This is a genomic window from Ruegeria sp. CDSB136 (genome assembly GCF_059610965.1).
Map to the genome: position 1 here is coordinate 1 of NZ_JBXWOP010000030.1, position 23,904 is coordinate 23,904.

Genomic DNA, 23,904 nt, shown 5'->3' on the forward strand with positions numbered 1-23,904 from the left:
AAAACGCTTGATCAGGTGGCGCAGTCAGGCGACCTTAACGTCAGAACCCAGGCCACTTGGGGAATGTCGGTTTAGATATCTAATATTTGCGCTCGGTATTTGCGCATCTACGACCTTGTTCGCACAAGAGGCATCTGATGACGCTGCTGCGACGGAAAACGCCTCGGCCACTTCGTCCGATCTTCTGACTGATGCTGAGTTGCAGACCCTGGTCGCTCCGGTCGCTCTTTATCCTGATACGCTGCTGATACAGATTTTGGTCGCGGCGACGCAGCCGTTGGAGATCGTGAAGGCCGAACGGTATTTGCTGGACAACGCCGACCGAGACGCCTCCGAGCTTGGTCCGGAAATTGAAGCCATGGGCTGGGATCCTTCGGTCAGTGTGTTGGCGACAGCGTTTCCCGAAGTCGTCGGTCAGATGGCCACCCATGTCGATTGGACCGAGACGGTGGGAACAGCCATGCTGGCGCAGTCCGATGATGTGCTGGATGCGGTTCAAGTCATGCGGGACCAGGCGATTGACAGCGGAGCGCTTGTGTCCGGGCCCGCGCAAACTGTCGAGGTGACGGAAGAAGACACGGTTGTCATTACACCGACAGAGCCGGAAACCGTATACGTCCCACAGTACAACCCTGAGACCGTCTATACGGGACCGTCGGTTGGCGACGTTGCAGGCGCAGCCCTGCTGACATTTGGCACCGTCGCCCTGATCGACGAGATTTTTGACGACGACGACGATTGGTATGGCTATTGGGGGTGCCGAAACTGCGGTGGCTGGGGCGGTGGCCCGATTTACAGAAACCCGAACATCGACATTGACGTCGATGGAAACGTCAACATCGGCAACAACATTGATCGGGGCAACCGCACGGATATCGGATGGAAACCCGATCCTGGCCGTCAGCAGCAAGCCCGAGACAAAATCGCCAATCACAAAAGACCTGAAGGGGGTCGTGGCAATTTGCCGGTCAACCGCCCCGAGGGTCGCACGGATGAATTGCGGTCAAAACTGAGCCGCGAGTCCGGCGCCGCGGACATCAGCCGGGACCGTGCGGCGGCTGCCGTTGCGGCTGGCGCAGGTGCAGGGGCCGTGGCCGGAGGTGCTCTGGCAAATCGGAGCGGTGGGAAAAAACCGTTGCCGCAGATAAACCGGGGCAACGTCGACCGGGACAAGGCCGCTGCAAAACAACAGGCCGTTGATCGGACCAAACGACCCGATGCGGCGAAACGGCCTGTCGCACAAAAACCGCAGACCGCCAGAAAACCGCAGGCGAAGAAGCCCGCAACGGCGCAGCGCAAACCCAGTGCGTCCAGGGGGCAGGCGATGAAGAAAAAGGCGTCCGGCAGCAGAACTCATAGCGCGTCCAAGCGAGGGCACGCCGCCAAAGGCAAGCGGAGACGGTAAGATGCGTATATCGGTATTTTCAGTTGTTTTGCTCGCTGCGACCGCAGGCGTCGCGCTTTCTGACGGCGCCCGGTTTGGTACTCCGCAAAGCGCGCTGGACGCGTTCGCAGATGCTCTGAAAGCCAATGATCACAGTAAGTTGCTTGAGATTTTCGGACCTGAAGCCGAAGATTTGGTCGGATCGGGAGATCCGGCAGAAGACCAGCAAAGAAGGCAGGAAGTTCTTGGCATGTACGCTGAAGGGTACCGCTTTCAGCCCGAGGATGATGGGGTTGTTCTTCTGCTGGGTGAAGACAGTTGGCCTTTCCCGATTCCAATCCTGCGCGGGGAAGACGGCTGGCGTTTTGACCTGGAGGCCGGGATCGAAGAACTTTCGGCCCGGGAAATCGGTTTGAATGAGCTGGAAGTGATTGATTTGCTGGAGGCTTATGTCGACCTACAGGCGGCATTCCGGCTGGTGGATCACAACGGCGATGGCGTCATGGAATTTGCTCAGACGATCATTTCCGACCCGGGCGAGCGAAACGGACTTTTCTGGCCCGAAGACGACAGCTTTGTCGGCGCAGCACTTGCCCGAGCCGCCGCCTCGGGGTGGAGCGACGGTGAGACCGACTATGAGGCGGAACCATTCCTCGGCTATTACTTCACCATCCTTCACGAACAGGGGGCGAATGCGGCTGGTGGAGCATACTCGTACTTTGTCGGGGATCGCTTCGTGGCCGGACATGCCTTGCTTGCAGTGCCTTCGGATTACGGAGAAACAGGCATTCATTCCTTCATGGTCGGTGAAAACGGTATCGTTTACGAGGCCGATTTCGGCCCCGAGACACTCGATGCCACTGCCGATATCAACATCTACGATCCCGGCCCGGACTGGTCGCCGGTTGAGTAGCCGCCGATCTCCGGCGCACTTCCCGCCGCAGCAAAGCGATTGGTAAGTGATGGTCGCCCAAAGTGGGCGACCATGCCGACCGGATGGCGTCAAGCGACGAGCCTGCTCCAACTGGACCATATCGAATAATCGGGAAAGGATCGCGCACTTCAGCGCTGTCCCGCGAAACCAATGTATCGGTGCCTTCGTCCCGCCCGCCTTACTTGCAGATCGGCAACACCAATGGAGGTTGCTTGGGCAAAGAATCCCTCCATTGGTTTATGATGGGTTGGAGGCTACGCTTGGGCCAGAACTTCGGAGCACCAATTGCCTGTAGACAGGCGGCGTTCCAGTAAACCCCTGCCCCAGACAACGATTTGCCCTTTTTGACCGCCTTTGCGACGGCGTTAATGTCTTTGCCTTCCGGATAGATGTAGAGGGTTGTCGGGTTCCCTTCCACCAGGGCCAGAATCTCTTTCGAGGCGGATTGCGACCATGTCGTGCACCCGTTGCTGCGGCCCCCGGTATAGTTCACGAGCCTTCCGTATGGGACATAGCCGTCATCATCCGCATGAGAGCTTTGCGGATTTTTGAACCGGCATTGCCACTTCAGGAAAACGGCAGGATGTCCGCCAATTGCGCGCTCCCGTGAGTTGCTCGTTTCGCCTTCGCCATCAAACAAAAGAAACGTCCGATAGAACGGTTTCGTCTGACCGGAATGACTGTAATAGCCTTTGAATGATGTTCGTGTCTCGGCGGTCACGTAGGATCCGCCAGCGGTTAGTTTCGACCCCTCAGCGTTGCTGAAATTCTTCGCGCATTGCCGACCGTTTGAGAAATTGGCGCGTTGCAGTTTTCGACCATTCCCATAGCCGGACGAGACGGCCTGGAAAGATTTCCGAGACTCGCAGATGACATAAAACCGACGTCCCGGGTTGCCGTTTCGCGCGGTACTGGGCCGGGTTGCATCCTTTGCAAGATAGCAAGGGTTTCTGACCACGCCCTGCCGCACTTTTTCCTGATACAAATCCCGCGCCCTTTTCAGGACGATCGGAGCTATTTGGCCATCGCCCGTGCCCACATGCTTTTGCAACCAGGCGGGGATATCCGATGACAACGCCTTAACTTGATCAGGCAGCGAACCTGCCGAGACGGCAATTGTCATGAACGTGACTGCAAGACGGAGCGATATCGGTTTCAACGGAAAACCTCCTGCCAGTATGTCCTCGTGACCAACCTACCACAATTTTAGCGTGCAGGGATGTCTGTCGAAGGAACGACGGAGGGCGCCTGTTGCCGCAAATCCCACTTTTTGCAATGAGAGGTCTCTTGGCAGTTCATTTTCCAAAACACTGAGGTTCATGCGTTGACGGCTGCTGATCTGGAAGTGCCCGTCTAGAATTAAGTGCCGATTTCGTGGTTATGGCTTCACAGGCTTCGGAAACCGCCTTGGCGGCGCGGCTTGGCAAAAAGGGCGACAGAGTGACTTTGAGGCTGACCAAACTGCCTTGCCGCAATTTGAATGACATTCGAACCTGGCAAGTAGTTCTCTAATTAACCGTACGTCCTGAAAGCCAGTCGTTTAGTTGAGACGGTTTGCGGTGGCACTTCTTGCCACGTCGACCACACGGTCATCTCCAGACTGAATACAGCTGACCGGAACTTCGCCTCCCAGCTCACTTTTGGGCGAGGTCATCCACAACGCGCATTGCCACGGGGTCATTTCAACGGGCAGCGCCTTCAAAACATCTTCCATCAACGGAAACGGAGTACCATCTTCGGCAAACTGAAAAGATGGATACGCGTCAATACCTTCATATGGAACGGAGAAAACCTTTCCGCTTCGCTTCCAGATGTCGCCAATCCGCGTGACCAGCCGCGAGCCTGTCTTCCACTGCGCGTGTACCGCGCCCATGTCGAGCAAAGAAAACTTCCGGGAAAACTCATCCTTGCGGATGTCGCTGACAATACAGAACTGTTCTTCGAATTTGGCCAAGTACATCTGACTACACACAACACTAACAAATTCACACACGACAACACTGCCAGAACATCGCCCTCGCGAAAGTAAAATAGTTCACTTTCAAAAGTGCGTACTGATCTAAAGCCGCGCGGAGAAAGTTAAGCCACTGTAATTATTTCAACTTTCAGGCAGATAAACCCTCAACCCGAAGACCAGAAAACCATATTGGCCTTTCCGTTTACCTGGCATGCGGGCAACAATTCCTGTGAGAGCAGCAAATTGATTACAGTTAAGGGTGAAATTACACGGATCGGAACCACTCAGGTGCTGTGGGCTACTTCCCGCCTGCGTCGGAAACCATTATCCCGATGGCAAACAGGGCAATGGCTCACCAGGGTCAGGATGTATTTTTTCCTGCGATGGGAGGTTCACGGTTCGAAAACCGAGCCGCGACATGAGCGACCTGAATTGGCTGACCATTGAGCAGATGGCTAAGCTCGCTCCTTATTTCCGGAAGCCACAGGGCAAGCCTCGGGTTGATGCCAAAAGGGTGTTTGCCGAGATTATCTTCATCAATGGCGGCGGTTTGGGATGGCGGGACGATCCGGAATCCGACGGTCTGCACAAGACCCATTGCAGCCGGTGGAAGCATTGGAACAAGACGGTGTTTTCGTCCGGATGATGGCCGTTCTTGTCGCCGAGCACAGCAAAGAGAAGGCCGTCAAGATCGATAGGAACAGGCGAGCATCATGCGTTCAGCTGAGCCTGCGCAAGTATCTCAGGTCACTCCGCGCCGCGACGAGCATGGTCGCGCAATAAAGGTTAGCCGCCGGATCGGGAGAACCAAAGGAGGCTTGAATACCAAGCTTGATGCCATTTGCGACAGCCAAAGGCGCCCGCTCAACCTGTTCGTTACCGACGGGCGGATCAGCGATCAAATCGGTGCTCGGGTCCTGATCAGTTGCCCACCAAATGTGGACCGTCTGCTCGGAGATCCCCACCACGACGACGACAGGTTCCGAGATATGTTGAAAGACACAGGTATATCCACTGGCCTCCATTTTTTATCATGCAGGGAATTGTCGCGACAGGTAACGATAAAAATCCCATATCGTTCCTTCATAGTCGCTTGGCGCGAGGTGGCCGGAAGGCGCATGGCGCGAACTGAGCCCCGATTGCATTTTCTCCAGCTTCTCGCGATCCTCGCGATTTACCTCGTGCCATAGCTTGATGCGTTCTTCCAACTCATCCTGGGTCAGCTCGTCGCCATAGGTCGACATCGTCCATCTCACCCGGATGCAATCCACGGACAAAGGTTTGATGGACAAAGAAACTAGCAATGTCGCGGCCTGGCTGGCCACCTGAGCGGGGAATACATTGAACAAGGTCGAGCGGCGCCGTTCGTCGTCGCTCAGACCTGGCGCGCCCATGCCACGGGATTCGGCGCTTGATGGGTAGTTGGCACAATAAGCCGTGAACGTGTCGTCGGATAAGGCCTTTCGGCTTAAACCCGTCGGCGTGTAGGGATGCAACGTTTCCGGATGCACGACCGAAAGGTGGTACGCTTCCATGAAATTCTCGACAAGGCACTTCCAGTTCGTGTGCCAGTCTTCTTCAAACGTTGCAACATGGCGCATCCTGTCCGTCTGATAGTTGCCAAGCAGAACTTCCAGTTGCTCAAGGCGCGGCGCCAGCGGCTCTGCATCATCGTCCAGATTGACATAGATAAAGCCGTTCCACTGCTCACAGCGAAATTCCGGTAAGGCGCAACTGCCCTTTTTGACGCCTTTGTCACGCATACGCGGCGCGTTCAAAAGCTCACCGTCTCGCGCATAGCTCCAGGCATGGTAGCTGCAGACAAACTTACGGGTTGAACCAGACCCTTCGGCAATCGGCATGCCCCGATGGCGGCACAGGTTCGACAAGATTCTGACTTGCTCGTCATCCCCGCGAACGACCAGCAGGGGTTCGTCGAAAAGCTGCGCTGTAAAGTAGTCCCCGGCACTTGGGATTTCGTCGGCACGGCCAAGGCAATGCCACTCCTTGCTCAGGAATGTTCTCACCTCGAAATCAAAGAACTCGGGATCCGTGTAAAACCATCCGGGCAAGCACTGCGCTTGCGACTCTGGCAGGGCCGCGACCTGATGGAGCATTCCCACCATCTCAGCGACCCGCTGCTTTCGAACCATTTGCATTTTACTGCGCGGCCTCCTGTCCGAAGACGCGGTTGAACCCGGCCGTCTTCTCGGCCAGATACTGCGTGAAGTCGTAAATCGGTCGTTCGAGGTAAGAGAGGTGTCCGGCCCGCGCCGCGCCGGAATTCAGACCTTTGAACACTTTTTCCGTACAGCCGCGGTCTTCGTCATTCACGTCATCCAGCAGTTTCTTCAGTGTCGCGATGTATTCATCAGCCTTCGGGTCCGCCATGAATTCGGGTGACAAACCGCCGCCATAGACAATCGAGACCTGGCCCGTGCCTTTTGGGTGCAACGAAAGATACCAGAAGTATCCCGGCGTCAGAGTAATCAGGTGACTTGGGTAAAGCGTCAGCAGAGCGGTGGTCTTGCGCCAATCGCCCTCAAGGCGCGTGTTGTCCGGATGGGCGTTGCCCATCGGCAGCGACGCCTCTTTGGTGATCCAGTGATAATTGAAGTGCTTCAGCCCAGGCGGGCAATCCATCTCCTCCAGTTTGGAATGGCCCCCAACTGTCTGGGCGTGACACACAGGCAGGTGGTAGCTCTCCATGAAGTTCTCTGCCAGAACCTTCCAGTTCGTGTCCCAGACATGGGTCTCGCGGAAGCACTCGACATAGTTCTCCATGCCGTACTGGGACACCATCTCTTCCAGTTCGGACAGTTGCTGGGCCACCGGGGCTGAATCCGGGTTCAGGGTCACGTAAATCCAGCCCAGCCATTCCTCGCAGCGGATTTTGGGGAGCTTGTAGCTTTCTTTGCAAAAACCCGTCGTCTCTTTCATGAACGGTGCGCCGCGCAGGTTGCCTTCCAGATCGTAGGTCCAGGCATGATACGGGCAGACCAGAACGCGGGCGTTCCCTTCGCCTTCCACGATCGTCGACATGCGGTGCAAACAGACATTCGAAAACGCTTTCAGCTCTTCGGACTTGCCCCGAAGCACGACGATGGGTTGTTCCGCGACTTCAAGGGCAATGTAGTCACCGGGGTTTGCCAATCGGCTGGAACGTCCAACGCAGACCCAGTCCTTGCCAAAAACATTGTCCAACTCACTGCGCAGGAAATCCTGACTTGTGTAGACAGAAGGAGGCATGGCAACCGCGTCTTCCATCGGCCGATGAGCGGCATTCAACAATTCAGTAACTGCCTGGTCTAACGACATGGGTGGCTCCTCAATCATGCGGTGACCCCGATTTGCAGGCCAAGACAGCCTGTCATCCTCGGACGATTTCATGTTGCACTCGAACTGAAAAATATAAAAACTTAAAAAAGATGGCCTTTAAGAAGGTAAAATATGGTTCGCTTCACTTTGCGCCAATGCACCTATTTTCGAACCGTCGCCGAATACGGCGGCATTGCACAGGCCGCGCGTGTGTTGAACATTTCGCAGCCTTCGGTCGCGCAGGCGATACAAAAGCTTGAAGATGTCACCGGGTTGGTCCTGTTCAATCGCCACCATGCTCGGGGCTTGTCGCTCACGCTTCAGGGGCGCCTGTTTCTGGAACATGTCAAGGAACTTGAAGCGCAGGCTGAACGTGTCCGCACTCAGGCAAAGGCACTGCTTTCGGAAACGGCGGGCGAACTTCGGCTGGGCGCATTTCGGACCCTTTCACCCTTTTTCCTTCCGACGCTCATTCGAAAATTTCAAAACACCTATCCGGATGTCCAGGTGTTTCAACAAGAGTATGGTCTGGCTGAACTTGGCGATGCGCTGCGAAACGGAGAGATTGATCTGGCTCTGACATACGACCGGGGCTGGTCACTGGATGGGCTGGAGATCGTCAGACTGGCCGCTTTGCAGCCGAAAGTTATTATTTCTTCAAATCATCCGCTGGCACAAAATGAAGAGGTTCGATTATCTGACTTGCGCGATATTCCATATGTCATGTTCGACGGGCCAGGCAGTCGGACCTATTTCGAAGATTTGCTGAGAGAGGCGGCCCTCTATCCAGACATAGCCTATGCATCAAATTCGCTTGAAACCGTGCGCAGCGCCGTAGCTGAGGAGTTCGGATTTTCGTTTTTGATAATGCTGCCCGAGTCGACGACGACATATAGCGGAGGCACGATAAAAGCGCTGCAGTTGGTCGAAACCCTGCGTCCCCTAAACGTTGTACTTGCGTATCACAGAGATCTTCAGAGCAAGTTCATCATGGGTTTTAAGGCACTTGCGAGTGAGCACTTTGGTGGCCGTTCTGAGGACCAAACTGAATGAGAAAAGTGTTGTAACCTCCAGCTGGGTGTCAGGCCCCTTGGCACAGTGGGTACGATGCCGTAGTTGGCGTAGAAAGACTGTGGGTCCAGAGTGATGGCCAGACCTATGGCGAATGCAGTTAATCCGGACATGCCCAAGATAAGTCTGCCTCTAAGTTCAAGTTTCATGTTTGTCTCCAATGTCCTTTGGCCTGGCTCAAGCGGCTTTGGTCCACGCGCCAGACATTTCAGCTTTGTTTGCGAAGTCAGCGAAGTCGCGTGGCGCGCGTCCAAGCGCACGCTGGACCCCGTCTGCGAGTTTCGCATTGCGCCCGTCCAGCGTTTCACGCGCGATGTCCGTAATCACATCAGCAATCATCTCGCCATTCGCACGCGCGATTTCCGCGTGGAAGTTTTCGAATGAAATTGGCAGGTATTGCACAGTCCTGCCCATGGCGCGCGAAAGCTCTGCGGCCATGTCTGCAAACGTCATTAGACGGGGGCCGGTGACCTCGTACAGCTCACCGGTATGTCCGTCTTCGGTCAGTGATGCTACGGCAACATCGGCAATGTCGTCTACGTCGATGATTGGTTCGCGTACATCGCCGGCGGGCATCGGCAAGACACCTGCCATGACCGGATCAAGCAATGCCCCTTCAGAGAAGTTTTGTGCAAACCATGCTGCACGAACGATAGTGAACGGAACTCCGGAATTGCGTACGACTGCTTCCGCTCGTTCCGCATGAAACTCGCCACGCCCGGTTAGCAGCACAACACGCCGTAATCCCTTTTCACGAGCCAATGCTGTGAAGGCTTCTACTTGCTCAACCGCGCCTGGAATAGCGATGTCAGGAAAGTAAGAAATATAGGCAGACGAGACGCCTTCCAGGATTGCGGGCCAGGTCTGCGGTTGTTCCCAGTCAAATGGCGTTTCACTGTTTCGCGATGCGCGCCGGACTGTCTGCCCTTTTTCTTCCAGACGTGTCGCGATCCGCGATCCGGTTTTGCCTGTTGCGCCAAGTACAAGAATGGTTTGCTTTATCATTGGTCATCTCCATGAGTTCACTTGATGGCCCGAAATTAGGCAATCAATAGAGATGTTCTATTCTTCAAAATCCGATATTCTTATTCGATCGTCCAAAGTAGGTAGACGGAGAGCTAAATTTCAGCCAAGGTCCGCACATGAACAAGGTTGAACCGCATGTCCCTGACCCAGATGCACTGGCACAGCCGATCGGCGATCCGCTGGGGGAAATCCTCCATTTGCTGAAATTGACAGGTACATTCTATTGCCAATCTCGCATGACTGCACCATGGGGCGTATCGATACCGGGATTTCCCGGCGTACTGAGCTTTGCGGTCATCACACACGGGCGGTGCTTGATGAAGGTCGGTGAGGATGACCCGTTCGAGGTCGAAAAAGGCGATCTGGTCTTGATGACCAACGGAGCACCTGTAGGTTTCTTTAGCTCAGAAGACACGCCGCTTTTGACGCTGGAGGAGTTGCCCATTCGCAAGGTAACCGAGCTTTATGAAACACTGGAATACGGCGGCGGCGGCGCGGAGACGGGCATCATGTACGGCTTGGTCCGAATACATCACGCCGCCAGTGATATGTTGATGCGCTTGCTTCCGGATGTACTCAAAATCGACCCGTGGGAGGAGGACGCCGGAAGCTGGTTACAGGCAACCTTACAATTCATCGCAAAAGAGGCGCGGGAATTGAGACCGGGCGGCGAAACCGTGATCACGCGACTGGCCGATGTGGTTGTCATCGAGGCCATTCGTCGTTGGCTGAACAGCGCACCCGATGCAGATCGAGGCTGGTTAAAAGCTGCGCGAGACCCGCAGATCGGTCGCACGATAGTCGCAATTCACCGTACGCCTGCTGCGGCTTGGACGGTCGAGTCTCTCGCGGAGGTTGCTGGTATGTCCAGATCTGCTTTCGCGGCACGGTTTACTGAGTTGGTAGGCGTTCCAGCAATCCAGTATCTTGCAACGTGGCGTATGCACCTGGCCAGCGAGAGGTTGGTGTCCACCGATCAACCTATCTCGCAGATTGCCGCTGACATCGGATACTTGTCAGAGCCTGCGTTCAACAAGGCCTTCAAACGGGTATTTGGCGCACCACCGGGAAAAATCAGGAAGAACGGAGTTCACTCCGTATCCAAGCGAAACTTGAGAAACTGAGCCCCTTCGTATTCGATCTCGCCGATGTGTTTGGCACCGAGTTTCCGGAGCGCACCCAGATTTTTTCTACTTGGTGGCAGCAGAAACGTGACAAAGGGGATACGTTTGTCAGCAATCGCAAAGCCGATTGCCATTTTGGAAATCCGTTTCCCAAGGCCAAAGGCGTCGGGCCGCAAAACCACCCCAAAATCCCACTCGTCATCTTCTTTTTGAAAGCCCCCCAAACCAACATACTGACCGCCTGACAAAAACGCCCAATGTCCAAGACCGTCCCGTGCCCGGTAGCCTTCCTTCTTGGCAATAAACTCTCTTGCGACGTCAACATTCCATTTGAACGTCAAAAGCGGCATATGCTCTGCTACCCGGGGGTCGGACGTATGAACCGCAATGTCATTCGGATCGATTTCCGAAAGGCGTGCAAGTGAAATCCCATCTTTCATCATTATACTCATTTGATGGCACGAGCTGTCCCTTGCATGCAAAGTAATTATGGCGCGAATACTGTTTCACAGCTTTCTCGCGACAATGTACCGGCTCGGCAATAACCCGGCTTGATCCGCAGTCTCGACGATATCGAAGCCCGCAAGTTCAATGGCTTGCTGGAGTTCAGCTACAGATACAATATTTACGAACGGAGCTTTCCCGAGCACCTGCATGATCGGGATCGCTATTCGCCTGATTATGCCATATTTGAACCCTCCACTCTCTGGAGCGCAAACGGTCTTTGAAATGAACACCCCACCGGGTTTTGTAAGGGTCGCAATGTGTTCGAGTGCATGGCCCATATCGGGTACAAGGTGCAGTAGATTATGTGCGAGGACAGCGTCGTAAGAACCGTCGTTAGGATCGTGCTGCAGAACCTCGGCCACTTTGAACGTTACATTCTCCAGCTCTTCTTCAGCAAGTTTCTCGTTGGCGATTTCGATCATCCCCGGTGCGAGATCGGAGGCAGTGACTTGAGCCACATGTGGTGCCAGTAGCAACGCGGTTGACCCCGTCCCACACCCGATTTCCAGCACGCCGTCTTCGGCTTTCAGGTAGGACTTTGTACGGTTGAGCGTGTTCAGATACCCTTCCATATTTCGGATAGGATCAGCCGCATATTTGCGCGAAATCCTGCTCCAAAATGCGGCATCTTTGGACAATGCAGCCATATCGTTTCTCTTTTCCTTTGGTGTCACCGCAGCCAATATCTTAAAACGCTGATTTATTAAATTGCCAGATATTGCAGAACTGTTATGCATTAATGCATGAATTGGAAGGCTATCAATTTCGATTGGAACCAGGCTCGGTCCTTTCTTGCAACGGCAGAAGAAGGCTCGTTTTCCGCCGCGGCGCGCGTGCTTGAGCAGACCCAGCCAACCGTCGGTCGTCAGGTCGCCGCGCTGGAACAGGCGCTTGGCGTCACCTTGTTTGAAAGGGTTGGCAAGTCGCTTAATCTGACAACAGCCGGTGCTGAGCTTTTGGTGCATGTCAGTGAAATGGCAAATGTCGCGAACAGAATTTCTCTGACCGCAACAAGCCAGTCGCAAGCAGTTGAAGGGCAAGTCAGGATCACTGCTTCCGACGTGATGTCAGCCTATCAGCTACCGCCTATTCTCAAACAGATCAGGCTCGCGGCACCGCAGCTTGAGATCGACGTTGTCGCAGCAAATGACATACGAGACATACAGCGGCGCGAGGCAGATATCGCAATTCGGCATGTGTGCCCGACACAGCCGGACCTGATTGCAAAGCTCGTGGCAGAAGCGTCGGCACATTTTTACGCTGCCCCTTCATATCTCGAACAGGTTGGGCGACCACGAAATGAAGACGAACTTACTAAGTTGGATTTCGTCGGCTTTGGCGATGTTGACACGATAATTGGATTTCTCAATCCGGCTGGCATCGAAGTAACCCGCAAGAATTTTCGGATTGGATCGCAGAGCGGGATGGTGTCATGGGAGCTTGTGCGCCAAGGCTTCGGCATTAGTGTTATGTCAGACGATGTGGCGGCCCTTACACCCGGTGTGGAGCGTGTTCTGCCCGAACGCGAGCCATTCAAATTTCCTATCTGGTTGGCCACACACTCTGAGTTACAAACAGCGCGTAGGATCAGGTTGGTTTTTGATCAGCTTGCAGACCATCTCGGCTCGCGGACAAATTATTGAACTTGAGTTGGTCCGGTGTCGTGAACTGGAGTCTGCTTCGGGCTCTATGCAGTCGTTCGCCATACTCCGCGTGAACGACTGCTATGCGGGCCATACAGACTTAGAATGTCTCTGTCGCTACGCGGTACGCGCGTCTAAACGGCAACTTGTATGCAGCGGACGCGCAATTTGTCGTGAAACTTGACGGCTGTTTTTGTCGAATTAACATCAAAAAAATAACAAAAACTAAGGCGCTTCTCCGAGTGTATTTTGCCAAAACTTCTGAAGGAAAATCCATGAAGAACCCTCTCCGAACTGTCTCACCTTTCGGCTTGTCGTTGATAGCTGCCGCTTTAATTAACGTACCCTTTGGCGCAGAGGCGCGCGATGTTGGGAACCGAGGCGCAGATAGGGCACAGGATCGCGTGGATAGTAGAAGTGATCGGATTGACGGCGATGCACGCGACGCTGTTCGGGATGTAGGCGAGAAGGTCGGAGACGAAGTTCGTGACGAACTGGAGGAAGAAGCTGACGATGTGCGCGATGAGCTCGAAGAAGAGATCGATGCGGAGCGCGATGACCTTGAAGACGAGGCCGAGGAATTGCGCGAAGAGCTAGAGGGCGAGGCTGACGAAGCTCGTGACGAATTAAAGAAAGAAATCGATTGATCTTCGAAGTTCTTTGGCGTTCGCTATTTGGGCAAATGTTTCTTAGTTTCAGGCCTCATAGCCAATAGATGACGAGAGTTGCGAGGGCGATTGCTGAGAGGAAGACCTTCGGGCACCTGTCGTAACGGGTTGCCACACGCCGCCAATCCTTGAGCCTGCTAAACATGATCTCGATCCGTTTGCTTCGTTTGTATCGGTGCTTGTCGTACTTCACCGTTGTCTTGCGCTGCTTCCGACCGGGGATACAGCCTCACGTAAACAAACCTAGCAGCCCGATACAGAAAACACCCCGCATACCTGAGAGACTCTAAGAGTACCCTGTGGGGCATGAATAGGTTTCGGGTTTGTTGGCGGCGGATAAGGGGCTTCCTTTTGTCGGCCTTTCGGGTGGACGCCTTGGGCAACTCAATGCCATCCAGAGGGTTCGCCACTTTGCCAGCCAGATCGTTCTCACGCAGAGCTAAGGTGATCAACGCAGAAGCTTGGCCAACTTCACGCTTGATGGTGTCAGCACTCAGTGGTTCCCCATTGCCCTTCCGATGGGCCTTGTAGTGGTCGACCAAATCCCGGCCATGAGCGCGCTTGAGTTTTTCCAAGGGCAACTTATCCAGCGGCCCCCAGACGGCCTTGAGGGTCCCTGCTAGACGGTCCAGACGAGTGCGCTTGGCCTTGCTATCAGCGCAGCGAAGAGTTCGATACATGCCGACACCATCGGCCACGGTAGGGGCTGGGGGTTTGGCCTTAGGGTTAGTGAGGATTTCCTTAACCATCGGGTCAGGAGTGATGCCCGCAAGATGACTACGCAACCATGGGTCATCTTCGTCTAAGCCAGTGACGCCTTCTAGCAACCCCGCGGCCTTCAAGGCAGCTTCGTGAAACTTTTGGCCGGGTGTTCTAGCGTCCAGTCCGGTCAGCCGTTCACGCATGGTCTGAACGGTTTTCTCAAACATGGCGTCAATTGCTGCATGCTCTTGAACCATCTTGGGGCCTGACTTGTTTTTTAGAAACACAATCAAGGTCGCACTATCCATCTGATCAGCGATATCTTTTGGCCAGCGCCGACGATACCGCAGCGTCTTGCCGCCGCGCATGCTGTCCAGATGTTTCAGCTTGTGGTTCACCATGTTCTCACCTCTGTGTATTAAAGGTGCCCTCATCTGTGTCCTAATTTCTGGGCAGATATCCCAATGAAATAAGGAAATAAAGGCTCTGAAGTGATGATAGTGGTGCCCCCACACGGCACTGAACACATTCACCACAATGCGTCAAGATTCCTCCGTGAGACCATTTTTTGTTAACAAAAACAAAAAACTTTATCAGCTTAACGATCACTATGCCTCAGAGTGCGTCTTGAAACCGCATGGAAAAGGGGGGATAAAACAGGGGATACAGATTACTGTGAGGGGATATGGCCGGATCACTCTACAAGTTGAGCGCGGCAAAGGTCCGCAGTGCCGGATCAGGCAAGCACAGTGACGGTGGGGGGCTGTACCTTTATCGACTTACCACAGGGGACCAATGGGTGTTTCGGTTCACCTATTCGGGTAAGCGCAAAGAGATGGGTTTGGGCGGTTATCCCGGCGTGACTTTAGCACAGGCTCGTGAAATGGCTGACGCCTACCGGGGGATCGTCAAGCGTGGCGGCAACCCTATTGAAGTTCGCAATGCAGAAAAAGCGCAAGCCGTCGCCAACCAGATTGCCAACGATCCCATGGCCCGCGAAATGAGACTGTTGAAGAATATCGCGCCTTTAGCCTTCGAAGCCCGCAAAGCGCAGCTGAAAGACGACGGGAAAGCTGGGCGTTGGTACAGCCCAATAAAAACACACATTCTACCCACCTTGGGTGAAAAGCCAGTTGAGGATGTCACCGGCACCGCTATCGCCGACGCCCTCCGCCCGATATGGCACACCAAGACGGATGTCGCCCGGAAAGCACTGACGCGCCTGAAAGCCTGTCTGAGCTACGCCAGCGCCAAGAAATACGAGGTTGACCGCCACGCCATCGAAGACGCCCGTGAACTTCTAGGCAAGCAAGTACATAAGGCGAAGAATATACCATCAATGAACTGGCGGGACGTTCCAGCGTTCTATCAGAGCCTCGACGGCGGTGGCACGGTTCAACTTGCCTTACAGCTTTTGGTCCTGACGGGGTTGCGATCTCGACCGATAAGATTCGCAAAGACGAACCAGATTGAGAACAATGTCTGGACGGTTCCGGCAGAATTGGTCAAAGGTCCGCGCGGCAAGACCGATGACTTTCGGGTGCCGCTATCCAAAGAGGCGCTTCGGATCGTTGACAAAGCACGGGAAGCCGCCCGCGATGGATATTTGTTTCCCGGCGTCCGTAAAGGCGTAATTAGTGATGCCAGCATGTCCCGGCATATGGAGCGGTTGGGACTGGAAGCACGGCCACACGGGTTTCGGGCCAGCTTCAGGACTTGGGCCGACGAAGCGACCAGCACAGGCTATGAAATCAAGGAAACTGCGATAGGGCATAAGGTTGGGTCAGCCGTCTCACGCGCCTACCAAAGATCCGACTATATTGACGAACGACTTTTATTGGCAGAACGCTGGGCAGCGCATGTGACTGGCAAGAATGCTGACGTTATTTCAATTTGAGAGGTGCGAAATAAGGGCAGATTGGTGCAGTGCAACTATCGGCCACTCTCAAATGTATTCTTAAATTGGGATAGTGTACATTCGAGCAATCAACATACTGAGCTGTACATAACAAAGCGATAACGTGCTTGCGTCAGCACCCCTCGGAAGAACTCATTATCTGACGTCAGTGCCAATGGCACAGTTTAGGTTGATTTGATAAGAGAGGGTTTTTGGCTCATCGCAACGTCGATCCGTCGTCGATCAGATACGGCTTCCGGCATGAGTTTCCCTGACATTGACGACTTCGAGGAACGGGCTGCCATCGCTGAATACGATGGCGGGTGCTCGCGCCGTGAAGCGAAAAACCTCGCAGCTCGGGCTCAGGGATTCCGTAACACTGAAACCTACTGGCGGTGGCTGGCTGACTATGTTGTTCAGCGGCGATCACCCTGACAACTATCCTTCGGCAGCCCTTGGCGGGTTGCCGGGAGATCAATATGATATTTTTTTCTTGCCGCTTCAAAACTACGCGGCGAGAATGAGGTGGAAAGCACCGATATAATAGGCGTTTACGTAGTTGAGTTAAGAGGTTTGCGATGAAGGTTAGTGGGATTGCGGACGATACTGGCGAGGCGATCTCGCAGGAAATATCTGATGTTTCGGCCGAAGAGTTGCAGTCATTGGCATCCTTGGGCTTATCGTCTGGAGAACTGAAGGCAAAGATCGACAATTTGGCGGTCTCGGCTGATGCTAAGGCGCTATTGTTTCAGGTTGCCACGAAGGTAATCCGAGTGGGAGAGACAGTCATCAAGATCGGCCAAAAGATCCTTGAAACGGTTCTCGAAATCATCAAAGCCTATCCGAATACAAGCTTCGGAGTTGTTTTCGGAGCGATTGCAGGAACTCTAGTAAGTTCAGTTCCAGTGATTGGATGGGTGCTGGGCCCAATAGTGACTCCGATACTGGTTCTCTTCGGAATGTCCGCAGGCGCAGTCATGGATTTTTCGAACAAAGCGGTAGAAAGACGGGTTATGACATCGTTGGCCGAGTTTAACGCTCTAAAAACCGGGATCAGCTAATGGAAAACGGTTGGTTTGATGGCGTCGTTGACGTTGTTCACGACGATATGCGGTTCAAGGCAAAGCTGGGGATTGGCGAGAACGCCTACACGTCCATACGCGTGAAGAAAGCGCTATTTGAAGCTTGGGATGTCGCAGGAGCTGCAGCGACAGGAGCTCAAGTTGCAAGCTCTGCTATGATCGCTCAGAAATTCTTTGCTGCTCCAAGTTTGCTCGCTGCAATAGGAATCGGCACTGCGACTGCGGCGACACCAATCGGTTGGATCGCTGCGGCGAGCGTTATCTCGGGCGGCGCTTGGCTCGGAATTACCCGTTATCTGAAATCTGATAACAAAAAGACTACCGTAATTCCCACTTTCATCAACACACCTTTGGACGTCTTGGGGCTAGGTATTTTCGACTTGTTGGCCCCGCTAGCCATGAAGGTTGCTCAAGTTGATGGGAACGTTGACGATGCAGAGGAAGCAACAATTAGGCGCTACTTTGTAGAAGACTGGGGATATTCGGAGCAATTCTCGGAGCGGGGTTTGAAATTCGTGAAACTTCGGTTGGATGATTATAACATAAAAGCCACGGCGCAAACGCTTGGCGCGTTCACGAGAGATAACCCGGATTGTAGTTTCGAGCATATGTATTCGGACATTATGACCTTCCTTCATACAGTGGCGGAGGCAGACGGTGTTCTTGACGAGCGCGAGGAAATGGCATTGGAGCGGATAGCAAAGGTATTCGCAGACGAAGGAAAATTCTCCGTTTCAAGAGCCGTCGCACCGGTGGGTAATGCGATTGGTTCGGCCGCGGCGTCGGTAGGCGGTGCCGTTGGCGCAGTTCCGTCGCAGTTAGCAAGCTTTATCCCACTGAGGAGAAAAGACAGTGTGGATACGCAAACCGACCCAGGTGCGGAAAGCGACGGCTAGCGACCTATCAACCCTACACCCACTCGTCAGCCCCAGCCCGCAGTCACCTAGCAACAAACCAGTCAGAATTTTGAAGCGGTTATCCGTGGTTATCCGAAAGCGTCGGAAACGTTGGCTTGGCTGCTACGGTCAAGTCACTCATTTTTCACCAATTATGCGTTCAATGTTAACTTTGTGCGAGAGTATTCAGAGCCTCTTCAAATTCAGTGGCAAATGGTTGGCCGCCCTTATTAGCCGCTTTTTCAAGAAGGTTCTTTAACTTCTTAGGCCTCGCCGGCAGCGTTTTTGCCAATTGAACCCATCCTTCACGTGACTTTTCAGTCAATCGTTTCCCGGTGATCTTCTCTACTTTCTTGAAAGCGGCTTCGAGTTCATCATCGCTAATCAATGATGGCATCGTTTTTTCATGTGGATGCATCCTTCGCCAAATGCGATTCACATACTTCGACTTACCCCAATAGCTATCGTAGTGAGCGCCCTCACGGGCTGTGTTTTGATCAAAAAAACGCTCACAAAACAGGACTTGACTGTGCGACCCGGTGTCAATCATATACATTTCGGTTGGATCCGCGTATCGCTTTGCGAATGTCTTAATCATCATCTGGGCGTAGGGAACACGTATCTCTTCCAAGCGAACTCCGAAATGATCAAGAACCTTCAATTGCTCAGGAGTCTTTGTTGAACCTTTCCAAGTCGCTCCTTTTGGCGTGAAAAGAAAAAAAGCCTCCCAAGCCTCGCGGAACGAAACACCTGCCATGACAGCGCATGCTGTAACCCCGCAGTTTCCCTTTTTGGGCGTATCATCTGGAACCAATACTCCTACGCTTTGAAGCGGTTCGGCGGGCTCAGCTGGACCACTCTTAAGTGTTTTCATCATTCACCCCTCTTACGCGAAGTCGCACAAGGATAGTCACACTTTACGGAAATTCTGCCAAATCGCTCAAGTTTCTTCAATGAAGTCCGAGCATCAAGCGGAGAAGCTCCACAAGTGCTCGACGCTCTGCAATGGCGTTGTCAGATAAATGGCTGTGTTTGCACGCATGTCATTCCGGATCGGCGCGTTCGGAGGCGTGTGCCGTACGTCCGCCAGCCACCGTCACCATCGCGGGGACCGGCGCAGCCTGCTGAATCTTCGAGAAGTAGCAGTGAAGTACGCCCGCTCCGCCCCGCTGCCAACTACCCAAACCCCCAGCCCCCCCGCTAGCACCCGGAACCAGTCTTTGGCATTGGTGGACGGTCACTCTGAAGGTCTCGTACTCGATCGGCGTGAGCGGGTGCGACGCGTCAAACTGGTACCCCCTCTTAAGAATCGTTAACCCCCTCGCGACGCGCCGGACTGGTTTGATATCGGCGGAGCATGTCGGGAATGTGTCTGCAACAAGGTTTGACGAGCGACTACGTTATTTGGAGTTCTGGGCAGCGATTTGACTGGAAAAGTGCTCGGGTCATTTCAATTTGAGAGGCGTGAAATAAGGGCAGATTGGTGCAGTGCACCCATCGGCTACTCTCAAAAATATACTTAAATTATAAGAGTCTAACTTCGCGAAATGAACATATTGAGATGTACACAACAAAGGGATAACGTGCTTGCGTCAGTATCCTTCGGGAGAACGCAAAAAACACAGAGGGACGCCAGCCCTTCCTACAGTTCGGCGTCCCATCTGCTCAAACCGAAACCTGTCAACAGAAGGCCCGGAATAGTATGTGCGTTGGAAGAAACAAGGTATCGCTGGCAAAAGCGGTCACCTGCTTTTTTTCTCCCTCTCGCTATATCAACAGAATTGTTGCAAAATGCAACACCCATTGCATCGGTGCAAATGGATGTGATCCATCGCGTTTTTCGACATTAGTTGATGCTCTTTCCCGGTCGTCTGCCCATAATGAGGTCATTACATGGCAGACCAAATCACCAACCCTAAGAACCTGATCCGACTCAAGGACGCTATCGAACGGTATTCGTTGAGCCGGTCCACCTTCGATCGTGCGGCCAATGCAGGCGCGATTACAAAGCACACCCTGGGTCGCGCTGCGTTTGTGGACACGCATCAAATTGATGCCTGGATCACAGGCAAAAACCAGAGCAACTAAAACGAAACCCGCGCCAATGGGGATGACATTGGACACGGGTGATTTCGTTGAGAGGTGTAGAAAACTACACTCGAAATCTAATGTGTTCGGCCCCTCAGCGCAAGGTGAGGTCAGAGCAAATGACTATCGAAATACAATCAAGTTCACGTATTTGTGGAGAAACCCTGACATTCCGCCTCGGGGGTGTCTGGCGCGCCGGCAGTGGTTCAGCGCCCTGCCCCGTTTGCCAGCCTGAAGGCCGCCGCGATCAACAGGCTCTTTCGATCTCGGAATCGGGAGGCAAGTTGCTATTGTACTGCTTCAAGAGCGGTTGTCGCTTCAAGGATATTGCAACCGCAGCCGATGTACCGCCCAGCGACATTTGTGTCGATCACAAAGCGCGGACTGAGGCTGAGGACAAACGCAAAGCGTACGAGTTCAACAAACTTCAACAGGCCCGAGGAATTTGGGAAGCGGCTCGCCCGATAAAAGGCACTAAGGCTGAAGCATACCTGCGTGATCGAGGTATTACCTGTCCCATGCCACCGTCGCTACGGTTTGCGCCAGATTTGTTTCATAGCCCGACTACGTCTTGGTGTATGGCTATGATCGCCAACGTCACTACAGGGGCCATTCACCGTACGTTCTTCGACAAGAAAGGCGTGAGGGTAAGCAAAAGCCCGAAGTTGATGCTGGGGCCGTGCGGTGGTGGCGCTGTGGTCTTATCAGAGGCAGCAAAGCAGCTTGTGGTGTGCGAAGGAATAGAAACAGGCCTGTCGCTCTTGTCTGGGCTTCTCAATGGTCCAGCAGCCGTCTGGGCCGCACTCAGCACGTCCGGAATGAAGGCACTGGCACTGCCACCTTATCCAGGAAAAATTACAATCGCGACTGATGGGGATCCAGCAGGCATAGAGGCCGGGCAGTCTCTTGCTTCGCAGGCATCGTCACTTGGATGGCAGGTATCGCTGCTACCCGCACCGGAAGGTTGTGATTGGAACGACGTTCTGCGCGGAAAGAAAGGCGGCCAGGCATGAACGAGCTAAACCCCAATATCGTGCCGTTTGATGCAGCCGCCGATTGGCCTGATCCCGATCTAACCATTGCGAAGCCAGTGCGACCACCAGCGCCCGTCATGTCCGAGGCCGACTTTGACGAGATATTCGGCATATGGGCGGCTTGGATCAGATCGGCCGCCGATGCCAAGAATGCACCGATCGACTATGTGTCACTCACGTTGCTGTCGACCGCAAGCGCAGCCATCGGCAATTCGCGTTGGGCAAGCCCTTGGGATGGCTGGAAAGAGCCCCCTGTTCTTTGGGCTATGTTGGTTGGTGATCCGTCGGCAGGGAAAAGCCCCGCACTGGATAGCGTGCTTGATCCCGTAAAAGACATTGAGCGTTCACTGTCTGAGGACTATCGCCGTGCACGAGGGGATTGGGAGGCCAAAAACGAGCTGGCCTCGCTCGCCCTGGCGCAATGGAAATCCGACGCTAAAACGGCCTTGATCGAAGGTGTGGAACCACCTGCGAAACCGCCCGAAGCTGATGCGGGGAAGCCTCCTGTTCGGGAGCGCATCAGCATTACCGATATCACAACTGAGAAGGTCGCTGACCTCTTGTCGTCAACCTGGCGTGGCCTGCTGCTGGCACGTGATGAGTTGTCAGGTTGGCTGTCTAGCATGGACAGATACAACGGCGGTGGCGATCGACCATTTTGGTTGGAAGCATACGGCGGGCGTAGCTATGCTATCGACCGCAAAAATAACCCGGAACCTATCATTGTTGATCACCTAAGTGTTGCGATTGTCGGCGGTACCCAGCCGGATCGCCTGTCCGATCTTTTGATAAAAACAAGTGATGACGGACTGCTCGCAAGGTTCATGGTGGTTTTTCCTGACCCCGTACCGCTTTCTCGTCCTTCGCAGGGGCTGAATGATCAGCAAATGATTGATGCCATCAATCGTCTACGTGGATTGCCAAATGTAGTTTGTGAGAAAGGCGGGAAACTTCCAAGCCTCGTTCACTTTAACGAAGCTGCCGCCAACATTCTGCATCAATTCAGGAAGCAGTGTCGAGAATGGGAAGTCGATGCAGCTGGCCTTTTTAAAAGCCATATTGGGAAGATGCCTGGGCTCGTGGTGCGTATTGCAAATGTCCTGGCCCATCTGGATTGGGCGGCAACAGACAACCCCCAATCCCCTGAACAGATTGAAGCGCACCACGTGGGCCGCGCCTGTGACTTTGTCGGGGACTATCTAAGAAAGCATGCTTTCAGGGCATACGGTACTTCCAAGTTGTCGCCTGAAGTCGAGGGGGCAAAGGTTATTGCCGATATCATTCAGACCGAAGGTATTCGTCTCTTTAAGGTCAGGGACATCCACCATCGTGGTCGTTCCGGTCTAAGTTCCGCCAATCACGTCAGAGCGGCATTGAAAGTCCTGATCGACGCGGATTGGGTCCGCGAAGTCAAGACCGAAACTGGCGGGCGACCCTCGATCAGCTACGAAGTTAATCCAAAACTGGAGGTTTGAGGCATGGGCCGTTGGTCAGATCTGGCGCGTAAGTTTGAAGTCGGTCGTATGTCTCTTCCCGACAACCGGCAGAAACCGGCAGAAAGGAACGAAGACCACGTTTCAACGGCTATTACGTCATTCGATCGCAACCGGCAAGAACCGGCAAAAAGCCCCACAGACGACACTGTTGCGGACTTTTTGCCGGTTTCGACCAGCAAGAAGGGCACGCCTGAAAACCCAACAGATAATGGGGAAACTACCTTTTTACCGGTTTCTGCCGGTTGTCGGGAAAGGAAATCAATTGGTGACCGCCCGATAACCTGGACCGGTAAGGTGGTCGATCTGGAAGACTGGCCACGCCTCTCGGAATGGGAACGCCAAGGCCCAAACGGCAGGGTGTGGAACGGTCTGGCTCGGCAGTGGAAACCATAACATGAGCGCCAAAAAAACAAAGTGGTGGTAGAGCTAGATTAATTTCTCGGATTCTAAACTACACCTCTGCGTCCATCGTAACAGCGTTTCCGCCTGACTTAGGACCGTGTTGATCGCAACTGGAGCGAGATCAGGTGGATATCCGTATCTTTTTAAGATGCGTCGAACCAGCACCCGCAACTTGGCCCGGGCGCTTTCTTTGAGGTGCCAGTCGACGGTGACGTTCTTTTGAAGCTGTTCAACCAGCACATAAGCGATCTTTCGCAGCGCTTCGTTACCCAACCTTTATAAACCTTAGCAAACCTTAACATATCAGATGTCTTTGAAGACACTTTAGTGTGACCGCAAGACAAACCGATTCAGTGGGTCGTATGCGACCCATACTTGAATAGTGCACCCGGACATCGTGGGCCTTTACGAATGACATGGATGATGCCGTTAGGAGCGCGATGGTCATCGACACGCTCAACCCCGCGTAACTTCGAAAATATGTGTCTAATGCGGTTGAGATACTCTTGGTCGAGCCAAGGCAAATGCCACATGGCCAATCCTCCTGCCAACTTGAATCACGATGTGGCATAGAATGGAATTGACAACGGCAAAGATCACGCAGCGCGGCAAAGCTGTCGTCCGACAGAAACACTCAGATGACCGCTCCGAGCCCAAATTGACCGATGCTGCACG

22 protein-coding genes and 3 pseudogenes are annotated in these 23,904 nt (G+C 53.7%); 14 read left to right on the forward strand and 11 right to left on the reverse strand.

The features are described 5' to 3' along the window. Positions 1 to 115: 115 nt before the first annotated feature. Positions 116 to 1,405 (forward strand): DUF3300 domain-containing protein, encoded by a 1,290-nt coding sequence (locus tag AC2FIR_RS22465; protein WP_496763215.1) that lies wholly within the window; start codon positions 116 to 118, stop codon positions 1,403 to 1,405. Between the two features lies 1 nt (position 1,406). Continuing rightward, positions 1,407 to 2,297 (forward strand): DUF2950 family protein, encoded by an 891-nt coding sequence (locus AC2FIR_RS22470; RefSeq protein ID WP_496746016.1) that lies wholly within the window; start codon positions 1,407 to 1,409, stop codon positions 2,295 to 2,297. A 199-nt stretch (positions 2,298 to 2,496) separates the two neighbouring features. Here the strand turns inward: AC2FIR_RS22470 and AC2FIR_RS22475 are convergent, their stop codons facing one another. Next, positions 2,497 to 3,477 (reverse strand): hypothetical protein, encoded by a 981-nt coding sequence (locus AC2FIR_RS22475; RefSeq protein WP_496763219.1) that lies wholly within the window; start codon positions 3,475 to 3,477, stop codon positions 2,497 to 2,499. A gap of 381 nt (positions 3,478 to 3,858) precedes the next feature. Next, the gene (locus AC2FIR_RS22480; protein ID WP_480812253.1) at positions 3,859 to 4,278 is read right to left on the reverse strand and encodes a hypothetical protein; all 420 of its coding nucleotides are present in this window, start codon (positions 4,276 to 4,278) and stop codon (positions 3,859 to 3,861) included. Between the two features lie 415 nt (positions 4,279 to 4,693). Between AC2FIR_RS22480 and AC2FIR_RS22485 the strand changes: the two are divergent. Continuing rightward, positions 4,694 to 5,465, forward strand: a pseudogene (locus AC2FIR_RS22485) (transposase). On the opposite strand, the pseudogene AC2FIR_RS22490 reads toward AC2FIR_RS22485, so the two are convergent. Together AC2FIR_RS22490 and AC2FIR_RS22495 are read right to left on the reverse strand one after the other, a co-directional pair. After that, positions 5,379 to 6,434, reverse strand: a pseudogene (locus tag AC2FIR_RS22490) (aromatic ring-hydroxylating oxygenase subunit alpha); the annotation flags it as partial. The pseudogenes AC2FIR_RS22485 and AC2FIR_RS22490 overlap by 87 nt on opposite strands. A 1-nt stretch (position 6,435) precedes the next feature. Continuing rightward, positions 6,436 to 7,593, reverse strand: coding sequence for an aromatic ring-hydroxylating oxygenase subunit alpha (locus AC2FIR_RS22495; protein ID WP_170615146.1), 1,158 nt, complete (start codon positions 7,591 to 7,593; stop codon positions 6,436 to 6,438). Positions 7,594 to 7,725: 132 nt separating this feature from the next. Between AC2FIR_RS22495 and AC2FIR_RS22500 the strand changes: the two genes are divergently transcribed. Beyond that, complete coding sequence (locus AC2FIR_RS22500; RefSeq protein WP_496746012.1) at positions 7,726 to 8,646, forward strand: LysR substrate-binding domain-containing protein; 921 nt, start codon at positions 7,726 to 7,728, stop codon at positions 8,644 to 8,646. A 195-nt stretch (positions 8,647 to 8,841) separates the two neighbouring features. Here AC2FIR_RS22500 and AC2FIR_RS22505 read toward each other — a convergent pair whose 3' ends face one another. Next, positions 8,842 to 9,669, reverse strand: a complete 828-nt coding sequence (locus AC2FIR_RS22505) for a Rossmann-fold NAD(P)-binding domain-containing protein (protein ID WP_480913973.1) — start codon at positions 9,667 to 9,669, stop codon at positions 8,842 to 8,844. A 137-nt stretch (positions 9,670 to 9,806) separates the two neighbouring features. On the opposite strand from AC2FIR_RS22505, the gene AC2FIR_RS22510 reads away from it, so the two are divergent. Continuing rightward, a complete protein-coding gene (locus AC2FIR_RS22510) occupies positions 9,807 to 10,814 on the forward strand; it encodes an AraC family transcriptional regulator (protein WP_496716021.1) in 1,008 nt (335 codons plus the stop codon). Here the strand turns inward: AC2FIR_RS22510 and AC2FIR_RS22515 are convergent. Further along, on the reverse strand, positions 10,781 to 11,254 hold the full coding sequence (locus tag AC2FIR_RS22515; RefSeq protein WP_496716039.1) for a GNAT family N-acetyltransferase: 474 nt from the start codon (positions 11,252 to 11,254) through the stop codon (positions 10,781 to 10,783). The genes AC2FIR_RS22510 and AC2FIR_RS22515 overlap by 34 nt on opposite strands. A gap of 66 nt (positions 11,255 to 11,320) precedes the next feature. Then, positions 11,321 to 11,968, reverse strand: coding sequence for a class I SAM-dependent methyltransferase (locus AC2FIR_RS22520; RefSeq protein ID WP_496763221.1), 648 nt, complete (start codon positions 11,966 to 11,968; stop codon positions 11,321 to 11,323). 96 nt (positions 11,969 to 12,064) lie between these two features. On the opposite strand from AC2FIR_RS22520, the gene AC2FIR_RS22525 reads away from it, so the two are divergent. Beyond that, positions 12,065 to 12,964 carry a LysR family transcriptional regulator gene (locus AC2FIR_RS22525; RefSeq protein WP_496763224.1) on the forward strand — a complete coding sequence of 300 codons (900 nt, stop codon included), beginning with the start codon at positions 12,065 to 12,067 and terminating at the stop codon, positions 12,962 to 12,964. A 275-nt stretch (positions 12,965 to 13,239) separates the two neighbouring features. Beyond that, the gene (locus AC2FIR_RS22530; RefSeq protein ID WP_496746008.1) at positions 13,240 to 13,611 is read left to right on the forward strand and encodes a hypothetical protein; all 372 of its coding nucleotides are present in this window, start codon (positions 13,240 to 13,242) and stop codon (positions 13,609 to 13,611) included. Positions 13,612 to 13,666: 55 nt separating this feature from the next. Here the strand turns inward: AC2FIR_RS22530 and AC2FIR_RS22535 are convergent. Together AC2FIR_RS22535 and AC2FIR_RS22540 are read right to left on the reverse strand one after the other, a co-directional pair. After that, positions 13,667 to 13,858 (reverse strand): annotated as a pseudogene (locus tag AC2FIR_RS22535) (transposase); the annotation flags it as partial. Next, entirely contained in the window at positions 13,770 to 14,735 is a 966-nt protein-coding gene (locus tag AC2FIR_RS22540) for a hypothetical protein (protein WP_496763225.1), read from the reverse strand. The gene AC2FIR_RS22540 and the pseudogene AC2FIR_RS22535, both read right to left, overlap by 89 nt. Positions 14,736 to 15,019: 284 nt before the next feature. On the opposite strand from AC2FIR_RS22540, the gene AC2FIR_RS22545 reads away from it, so the two are divergent. The 4 genes from AC2FIR_RS22545 to AC2FIR_RS22560 all read left to right on the forward strand — a co-directional run bounded on the left by AC2FIR_RS22545 (position 15,020) and on the right by AC2FIR_RS22560 (position 18,209). Next, a complete protein-coding gene (locus AC2FIR_RS22545) occupies positions 15,020 to 16,231 on the forward strand; it encodes a tyrosine-type recombinase/integrase (protein WP_496763227.1) in 1,212 nt (403 codons plus the stop codon). Positions 16,232 to 16,492: 261 nt separating this feature from the next. After that, the gene (locus AC2FIR_RS22550; RefSeq protein ID WP_496763230.1) at positions 16,493 to 16,666 is read left to right on the forward strand and encodes a hypothetical protein; all 174 of its coding nucleotides are present in this window, start codon (positions 16,493 to 16,495) and stop codon (positions 16,664 to 16,666) included. Positions 16,667 to 16,809: 143 nt separating this feature from the next. Further along, positions 16,810 to 17,292, forward strand: coding sequence for a hypothetical protein (locus tag AC2FIR_RS22555; RefSeq protein WP_496763232.1), 483 nt, complete (start codon positions 16,810 to 16,812; stop codon positions 17,290 to 17,292). Continuing rightward, a complete protein-coding gene (locus AC2FIR_RS22560; protein WP_496763233.1) occupies positions 17,292 to 18,209 on the forward strand; it encodes a TerB family tellurite resistance protein in 918 nt (305 codons plus the stop codon). The genes AC2FIR_RS22555 and AC2FIR_RS22560 overlap by 1 nt, the downstream gene beginning before the upstream one ends. 166 nt (positions 18,210 to 18,375) lie before the next feature. On the opposite strand, the gene AC2FIR_RS22565 is transcribed toward AC2FIR_RS22560, so the two are convergent. Then, positions 18,376 to 19,086 (reverse strand): hypothetical protein, encoded by a 711-nt coding sequence (locus tag AC2FIR_RS22565; RefSeq protein ID WP_496763238.1) that lies wholly within the window; start codon positions 19,084 to 19,086, stop codon positions 18,376 to 18,378. A 1,016-nt stretch (positions 19,087 to 20,102) separates the two neighbouring features. On the opposite strand from AC2FIR_RS22565, the gene AC2FIR_RS22570 reads away from it, so the two are divergent. From AC2FIR_RS22570 to AC2FIR_RS22580, 3 genes are all read left to right on the forward strand, one after another. Further along, positions 20,103 to 20,297: a helix-turn-helix transcriptional regulator gene (locus AC2FIR_RS22570; protein ID WP_170682562.1), complete on the forward strand. Its 195-nt coding sequence runs from the start codon at positions 20,103 to 20,105 to the stop codon at positions 20,295 to 20,297. Between the two features lie 119 nt (positions 20,298 to 20,416). Then, positions 20,417 to 21,310 (forward strand): DUF7146 domain-containing protein, encoded by an 894-nt coding sequence (locus AC2FIR_RS22575; RefSeq protein ID WP_496763240.1) that lies wholly within the window; start codon positions 20,417 to 20,419, stop codon positions 21,308 to 21,310. Continuing rightward, on the forward strand, positions 21,307 to 22,806 hold the full coding sequence (locus AC2FIR_RS22580) for a YfjI family protein (protein ID WP_496763242.1): 1,500 nt from the start codon (positions 21,307 to 21,309) through the stop codon (positions 22,804 to 22,806). Before AC2FIR_RS22575 ends, AC2FIR_RS22580 begins: the two co-directional genes overlap by 4 nt. 447 nt (positions 22,807 to 23,253) lie before the next feature. On the opposite strand, the gene AC2FIR_RS22585 is transcribed toward AC2FIR_RS22580, so the two are convergent. Beyond that, positions 23,254 to 23,502, reverse strand: coding sequence for a type I restriction enzyme endonuclease domain-containing protein (locus AC2FIR_RS22585; RefSeq protein WP_496763244.1), 249 nt, complete (start codon positions 23,500 to 23,502; stop codon positions 23,254 to 23,256). Positions 23,503 to 23,904: the final 402 nt, after the last annotated feature.